Raw genomic sequence first — 7,571 nt, 5'->3', positions numbered from 1 at the left:
GATACCAACGATTGCAACTTCGTCACCTACGCGAACGATACCTTGCTCAACACGACCAGTTACAACTGTACCACGGCCTTGGATTGAGAATACGTCTTCGATTGGCAGGATGAACGGACGGTCGATCGCACGCTCTGGCTCTGGGATGTAAGAATCCAGTGCTTCAGCCAGTTCGATTACTTTCGCTTCCCACTGCTCTTCGCCGTTCAGTGCACCCAGTGCAGAACCTTGAATTACTGGGCAATCGTCACCTGGGAAATCGTACTCAGAAAGAAGTTCACGAACTTCCATCTCTACCAGTTCCAGAAGCTCTTCATCATCAACCATGTCACACTTGTTCATGAACACGATGATGTAAGGAATACCAACCTGGCGACCCAGCAGGATGTGCTCACGCGTTTGTGGCATTGGACCATCAGTTGCCGCAACAACCAGGATACCGCCGTCCATTTGCGCAGCACCGGTGATCATGTTTTTAACATAGTCAGCGTGTCCTGGGCAGTCTACGTGCGCGTAGTGGCGTGACGGAGTATCGTACTCTACGTGTGAAGTAGAGATGGTGATACCGCGCTCGCGCTCTTCTGGAGCGTTATCGATAGATGCGAAGTCACGTGCTGAACCGCCGTATACTTTAGACAGTACAGTACAGATAGCAGCAGTCAGAGTGGTTTTACCGTGGTCAACGTGGCCGATAGTACCAACGTTAACGTGCGGTTTCGTACGTTCAAATTTTTCTTTAGACATGACAGTCCCTCTAAGCACGGTATTTTGGTGGCTTAACGACCACGCATACAACAAATGTGTTTTGTTGAGTATATGACAAACGGCTTGAAGTAACTTGGAAGAGAAAGAATGGTGCTGATACCCAGATTTGAACTGGGGACCTCACCCTTACCAAGGGTGCGCTCTACCAACTGAGCCATATCAGCACTTTAAAATTGGAGCGGGCAGCGGGAATCGAACCCGCATCATCAGCTTGGAAGGCTGAGGTAATAGCCATTATACGATGCCCGCTTTCAGTTTCTCGTAGAGCTATTCAAACTATTTGAAATTATGGTGGTGGGAGAAGGATTCGAACCTTCGAAGGCTGAGCCGTCAGATTTACAGTCTGATCCCTTTGGCCACTCGGGAATCCCACCAAATTGTCTTTTATTGTCGTAATGGTGCCGGCTGCCGGAATCGAACTGGCGACCTACTGATTACAAGTCAGTTGCTCTACCAACTGAGCTAAGCCGGCGACAAGTGCTGCGCATTCTATGCAATGATTTTTAGCGTTGCAATAGCTAATTTAAAAAATTCTAAGAAATCAGTTCTTATGGCACATTATTTCGCCAATTAGTCCTCTGACTTAGCAATATAACATCGGCATAAATCAGCATCGTGCTTTCACTCTAGTCGGGGATAATGTATTGTCGCTTTCCTTATTAGAAACTGTTTCTTATAAAGCATGAGCGACCTTTTAACGCCTTACCTGTCTTTTGACCGAAAAAAGTGGTCAGAACTTCGTGATTCCGTACCGATGACGCTTGACGAGACTGACCTCGAAAAGCTACGCGGTATTAACGAACATCTGACGATGGAAGAAGTTCAAGACATTTACCTTCCGCTTTCACGCCTTTTGAACCTTTATGTCAAAGCGCGCAAAGGCAGAACCCAGGTGTTAGAACAATTTCTCGGAGAAAAGGACAATAACGTTCCGTATGTTATCGGCATTGCGGGTAGCGTCGCTGTCGGAAAAAGCACCACCGCACGAATACTCAAAGCCTTGCTTGAACGCTGGCCTGAGCACCCGAAAGTTGAACTCATCACCACTGATGGCTTTTTATATTCCAACGATACACTGAATGATCGTGATTTGATGAAAAAGAAAGGCTTTCCGGAGTCTTATGACATTCGTCGATTAGTACAATTTGTGGCGGACGTGAAATCGGGCAAAAAACGCGTCGAAGCCCCTGTATATTCTCACTTAGTTTACGACATCACTCAGAGTATTAAAGTTGTCGAGCAGCCAGACATCCTCATCGTCGAAGGATTGAATGTGCTCCAAAGTGGGATGGACTATCCGCATGACCCGCACCGTGTATTTATCTCAGATTTTCTTGATTTTTCCTTGTTCGTGGATGCTGACAGCGAACTACTGAGAACTTGGTACATCGAGCGTTTTATGCAATTTCGCCGCGGTGCTTTCCAAGACCCCACATCGTACTTTCATCACTACACTAAGCTGACGCATGAAGAAGCCATCGCGAAAGCATCCGGAATTTGGGAAGAAATTAACGGCAAAAATTTGGTCGAGAATATCCTCCCGACGCGAGAACGAGCGGGGTTAATCCTTCAAAAGGGAACAAACCACGCTGTTCAAACGGTTAAAGTTCGTAAATGATCGGTGTTTATTAGTCATCTGCTCGCAGACTAATTTCTCCACCAAGATAGGGGGTGATGCCCAATTCAGTTTCTAGCATCAACGCCCCCTGCTCATTGATACCACGCGCAACTCCTTTGACTACTCGCTCACCCATCAGCAACTTCACCGCACGACCGTTAAAATTATCGTACTTATCCCATTTGGCAACAAAACCTGCCATGCCCACATCTTCATATTGAAGTAATGCCTCAGTCACACCATTAATGAGCGCTGCAGCAAGATCATTTTTGTCTGGCAATGGGTTACACGCATCTTTTAAGTTGGCCCAAACTTGGTCAACCGCATCGGTTTCTGGCATCGATACATTCAGCCCCATACCTATAACCAAATGCGCGGCATCGCCTGCCTGTCCTGTCATTTCGACTAAGATGCCCGCAAGTTTTCGATCATTCCAATAGAGGTCATTGGGCCATTTTACTCTGACGTTCTTAGCACCCAATTGATTCAGCGTTTCAGCCATTGATACACCGACAACGAGGCTCAAACCCATCGCTGCTGCCATTCCTGCATCCAAGCGCCAATACATCGACAGGTACAAGTTTGCACCGAACGGAGAAAACCACGCGCGACCTCGTCTCCCCCGGCCTGATTGCTGATATTCTGCGAGACAAGCGGTTCCTGACTCCAATTGTCCAACACGGTCGAGCAAATACTGGTTGGTCGAATCAATGACAGGAATAAGCGAGAAAGCAGGTACATTCAGTTTTTCATTCAACGATACATCGTTTAGAAGATTAAGCGGGGCAGGTAAGCAATAACCTTTACCTTGAACACGATAAACATCGACGCCCCACTGCTGCAATACTTTGATATGTTTACTGATCGCTGCTCGGCTCATTCCCAACTCTTGACCAAGCTTTTCACCAGAGTGAAATTGTCCATCCGCGAGTTTACGGATGAGTGAGAGGCGAGCTGTATTATCTAGCGCTGGCATACAGCCTCCAGTGTCGTTTCCGCTGACGCACCGATAAAACGAACCTCATGTTCTAGCGTCACCCCAAATTTTGCATTCACTGTATCAACAACATGTTTGGCTAAAGCCACTACATCGGATGCAGTAGCACTTTCTGCATTGGTAAGTACCAAAGCTTGCTTTTCATGCACTGACGCTCCCCCAATACGACATCCCTTTAATCCACATTGATCAATCAGCCAACCTGCAGCCAGTTTTACTTCGTCATCACTAACCGTAAAACGCGGCATCTTGTCATAGTGCACTTCTAAATTGTCAGCTTGCGATTTTGATACAACAGGGTTTTTGAAAAAACTACCCGCATTACCGATCTCTTTTGGGTTTGGCAGTTTTTCGTTGCGTATGGTGCACACTTCATTAAATACGTCCAAGACTGAAAGATCTTGCTTATCGGCGAGCTCATTTAAAGCACCGTAGCCAATCACGGGGTGCCACACTTTAGGAAGCAGCAAGCCAACAGCGACAATCATTGCCTTGTTTTTTAAACGTCCTTTGAAAATTGAATCGCGATAGCCAAATTCACACTCTTCAGCAGTTAGACGTACTATCTCTCCGCTGTCTAGCATCAGCGCATCCACATATTCACAACGATCGTTGAGCTCAACGCCGTAAGCACCAATGTTTTGAATTGGTGCGGAGCCGACAAGACCAGGAATAAGGGCAAGGTTTTCTAGCCCTGGGATGTTTTGTTCAACCGTCCAACGAACCAGATCATGCCAGTTTTCCCCCCCTGCCACATGGAGCCGCCATCCTGTGACTATTTCTTCTACTTCGATGCCTTTGAGGCGATTGAGTATCACGATGCCAGCGTAATCCTCACAAAACAGCAAGTTGCTGCCTTCACCGAGAATGAGCTTTGGCTCGCTTTCCTTGTCACGCCAGATGGCCAAAATGTCCTCAACGGAATGGGCCTCGATGATCTCTTTAGCGTCAACATCAAGACCGAAAGTATGGAATGGTTTAAGGGATTTAGTCGGCAGGGTTTTCATTTGGCTCGCTGTTTCATAAATATGAAGTCCTGAGGTGTATACTAACCTATCCACCCTGAATTCGCAGTGATTTGATAGCTATGCCTGATTTTAGATTTACCCCTCTCGACCCGCTTCGTTTTCCCATTGTGACTCGATTTTATAAATGCTATTACCCGGCGGGGAAACCTAAAAAAGACGAGGTTATTTGGACAGCGGAGAGCAACGATGTGGGGCTCTGTGGGGCAGTACGATTTAAACAATTTCATTCCTTTCAACTGCTAACGGGCATGGTGATTACCCCGCCATTGAGAGGACAGAACCTAGGCATAATGTTCCTCGACGCGGTGAGTAAACAGACGCTTAGCAAACCCTGTTATTGTTTAGCATATCGCTCTCTTACACCCTTGTATGAGACCGCAGGGTTTCGCATTATTGAAATAAACGATCTTCCTTCTGAGTTGCAAGGTCGCTACATAAGCTACTGCAACAGTGGCAAGGATCTCATTCCTATGGGACATTTTCCAATAGAGTCTGTATAAATCAGGGCTGCAGAAGTATCAGGATCACTTGAATTTGCGCAATTTCTGGTACAATACAGGGTTTGATTTGCGTTAACACGACCACTTCGTCGAATTTAATGAGGCAATAATGGATTCAGCTACTGCAAATAAGCAGTTGATCGATCAGCTCCCAAAGATTGCACAGCGACCTGAACAGCTGGAAACACTGTTTGATGCTGTCACTTTCCGTGAGCGCTTGCTGCATGAAATTGCACATGCCAAAACTCGCATTTATCTCGTCGCGCTCTATCTTCAAGACGATGAAGCCGGCCGCTCGATTCTCGACGCACTCTATTTAGCTAAACAAAATAATCCAGTGCTCGATATTAAAGTCCTGGTCGATTGGCACCGTGCTCAGCGTGGCCTTATTGGTGCTGAAAAGTCAGACGGCAATGCGGGCCTTTACCGCCGTTACGCACAAGAATACGCACACAAAATTGATGTATTGGGCGTACCAGTGCGCAACCGAGAAGTCTTCGGTGTTTTGCATCTAAAGGGATTCGTTATTGACGATACGGTTATCTATAGTGGTGCGAGCTTGAACGATGTTTATTTAGCTCAGCACGAACGCTACCGCTATGACCGATACCATGTCATAAAAAATAAAGCCTTGGCCGATTGCATGGCTGGATTTATCAGCAATACGCTTGTCGCCAGTGACGCTGTTACTTGTCTCGCTCAGCCAAACCGCCCAGAGACAAAAGTACTGAAGCCTGCGATACGCGATTTGCGAGCTCGCCTTCAAAAAGCCAGTTACCACTTCATTTCTCAACATATTAATGAAGACCAAATTGGCCTGACGCCGATGGTAGGCTTGGGTAAACGTAAGAACTTTCTAAACATTCAGATTTGCCGCCTCATTGCCAGCACGCAAGAAGAATTAACCATTTGTACACCGTATTTCAACCCACCACGAAGTGTGACGAGAGAAATTCGTCGAGCCATTCGACGCGGTGTAAATGTAACGATTATTGTCGGTGACAAAACGGCCAATGATTTCTACATTCCGCCAGATGAACCGTTTAAAACAATTTCTGGCCTGCCCTACCTCTATGAAATCAACTTGCGTGCCTTTGCGCGTCGTAACGAAGCTGCTATCGCAAAGCGCCAGTTGAAGATTCACCTGTGGAAACACGATGACAACAGCTTCCACCTGAAAGGTATCTGGGTAGATCGCACTTACATGCTGTTAACGGGTAATAACCTCAACCCACGTGCATGGAAGTTGGACTTGGAAAATGCCATCCTGCTGCATGACAAGAAGAAACTTATTGAGGCTCAGGCACAACGCGAAATCGATAAGATCCTCGAACACACTCAGCAGATTGGTAGCTACAAGCAGATTGAAAAGCTGGACTCTTACCCAGCGAAAGTTCAAAAGCTGCTTAAACGGATCAAAAGGATCAAAGCAGATCACCTGCTGAATCAGATCCTGTAAGGAGACCAGTTTGATCGCCTCTATCGATGTCGACCCGCAAAAGACATTTACGCCATTGTGTCCGGGTGAACTGCCAGTAAACGAAGGCCACCTGATTGGTTCAGCCCTCAATCATCAGGCAGAGAAAGCACAGTTGCGCGTATTAACCAAAGACGCACACCCAGCCAATGCGGTATGGATTGTCGACAGTCATGACAAAATGCTCGCGCCATTACCGCACGATAATGCCGACCTGACGTGGGTATCACACGCAGTGCCTGGCACCAAAGGTTTTGAAACCGTGCCAGATCTTCCAACTGTGACAGACTACGACCACGTTATCTGGAAGGGTGTAGAACCTGATCTGCACCCTTACGGTGCATGCTTTCACGACATTCAAGAAAAGTTGAGCACAGGTTTGATTGAATGGCTGAAATCAAAGGGAGTTAGCATTGTGTTGATTGGTGGATTAGCGACAGATTACTGTGTTAAGACCACAGCCATGCAACTAAAACAGCATGGTGGCTTTGATGTATGGGTAAACCTTGAAGCGTGCCGGGGCATTGCTGAAGCTACAACACTAGCAGCATGTTCAGAGATGCAAGATGCAGGTATCCATGTAATCGACAATCTAGACCAATTCAACGCCTAGTATCACGACTCAAAAAATTAAACACCACCGCTTAGGTGGTGTTTTTTTATGCCTAAAAAATGTCTCTGGAGATGAAAAGGACAGTATGTTGTATACCTCATATATAGTTTTACTTTATGAAAACACTTATACGGCTTTAAAGCCCATATGCAGGACAACACCTTATAGCGAGAGTTGCAGTTTGAGTTAGCGGTTTATTAGTGCTATAAACGTGAAAAAGCCCTGACCAAATGGTCAGGGCTTTTTCTTATTTGAAGCCTGGCGATGTCCTACTCTCACATGGGGAGACCCCACACTACCATCGGCGCTGTTACGTTTCACTACTGAGTTCGGCATGGAGTCAGGTGGGTCCATAACGCTATGGTCGCCAAGCAAATTTGTTGTGTTCCCCGCTTATCGCGAAAAACTAAAATCTGGGAAATTACTGACCAGTGTCTCTACACATTCAATGTTCTTTACTTGAGTCCGCTAAAACCCCTTGGGTGTTGTATGGTTAAGCCTCACGGGCAATTAGTATCAGTTAGCTCAACGCCTCGCAGCGCTTACACACCTGACCTATCTACGTCGTAGTCT

General features: G+C 46.5%; 6 protein-coding genes, 4 tRNA genes and 2 rRNA genes. 3 read left to right on the top strand and 9 right to left on the bottom strand.

The genetic code is table 11. The features are described 5' to 3' along the window. The 5 genes from B5D35_RS21840 to B5D35_RS21820 all read right to left on the bottom strand — a co-directional run. A partial coding sequence (locus B5D35_RS21840; RefSeq protein WP_139367721.1) for an elongation factor Tu occupies window positions 1-744 on the bottom strand: 744 nt, incomplete at its 3' end. A gap of 109 nt (window positions 745-853) precedes the next feature. After that, window positions 854-929: transfer RNA gene (locus B5D35_RS21835), tRNA-Thr, on the bottom strand. Between the two features lie 10 nt (window positions 930-939). Then, a tRNA-Gly gene (locus tag B5D35_RS21830) sits at window positions 940-1,014 on the bottom strand. A 40-nt stretch (window positions 1,015-1,054) separates the two neighbouring features. Continuing rightward, window positions 1,055-1,139 (bottom strand) — tRNA-Tyr (locus tag B5D35_RS21825). Window positions 1,140-1,161: 22 nt separating this feature from the next. Continuing rightward, a tRNA-Thr gene (locus B5D35_RS21820) sits at window positions 1,162-1,237 on the bottom strand. Between the two features lie 210 nt (window positions 1,238-1,447). Between B5D35_RS21820 and coaA the strand changes: the two genes are divergently transcribed. Next, window positions 1,448-2,383 (top strand): type I pantothenate kinase, encoded by a 936-nt coding sequence (gene coaA, locus B5D35_RS21815; RefSeq protein WP_078754559.1) that lies wholly within the window; start codon window positions 1,448-1,450, stop codon window positions 2,381-2,383. A gap of 10 nt (window positions 2,384-2,393) precedes the next feature. Here the strand turns inward: coaA and birA are convergent, their stop codons facing one another. Then, window positions 2,394-3,359: a bifunctional biotin--[acetyl-CoA-carboxylase] ligase/biotin operon repressor BirA gene (gene birA, locus B5D35_RS21810; RefSeq protein ID WP_078754558.1), complete on the bottom strand. Its 966-nt coding sequence runs from the start codon at window positions 3,357-3,359 to the stop codon at window positions 2,394-2,396. After that, a complete protein-coding gene (gene murB / locus B5D35_RS21805) occupies window positions 3,347-4,387 on the bottom strand; it encodes a UDP-N-acetylmuramate dehydrogenase (RefSeq protein WP_078754557.1) in 1,041 nt (346 codons plus the stop codon). The genes birA and murB overlap by 13 nt, the downstream gene beginning before the upstream one ends. Before the next feature lie 630 nt (window positions 4,388-5,017). Between murB and pssA the strand changes: the two genes are divergently transcribed. Continuing rightward, a complete protein-coding gene (gene pssA / locus B5D35_RS21795) occupies window positions 5,018-6,367 on the top strand; it encodes a CDP-diacylglycerol--serine O-phosphatidyltransferase (RefSeq protein WP_078754555.1) in 1,350 nt (449 codons plus the stop codon). A 10-nt stretch (window positions 6,368-6,377) separates the two neighbouring features. Beyond that, window positions 6,378-6,998, top strand: a complete 621-nt coding sequence (locus tag B5D35_RS21790) for a nicotinamidase (RefSeq protein ID WP_078754554.1) — start codon at window positions 6,378-6,380, stop codon at window positions 6,996-6,998. A 256-nt stretch (window positions 6,999-7,254) separates the two neighbouring features. Here the strand turns inward: B5D35_RS21790 and rrf are convergent. Both rrf and B5D35_RS21780 read right to left on the bottom strand, forming a co-directional pair. Continuing rightward, a 5S ribosomal RNA gene (gene rrf / locus B5D35_RS21785) occupies window positions 7,255-7,370 on the bottom strand. A gap of 117 nt (window positions 7,371-7,487) precedes the next feature. Then, window positions 7,488-7,571 (bottom strand): 23S ribosomal RNA (locus B5D35_RS21780); the annotation flags it as partial.

It is taken from the genome of Enterovibrio nigricans DSM 22720, from assembly GCF_900167155.1.
GTDB classification, from domain to species: Bacteria; Pseudomonadota; Gammaproteobacteria; order Enterobacterales; family Vibrionaceae; genus Enterovibrio; species Enterovibrio nigricans.
Note: the sequence above shows the minus strand (reverse complement) of the source record. Positions and strands in the feature narration are given on the sequence as shown.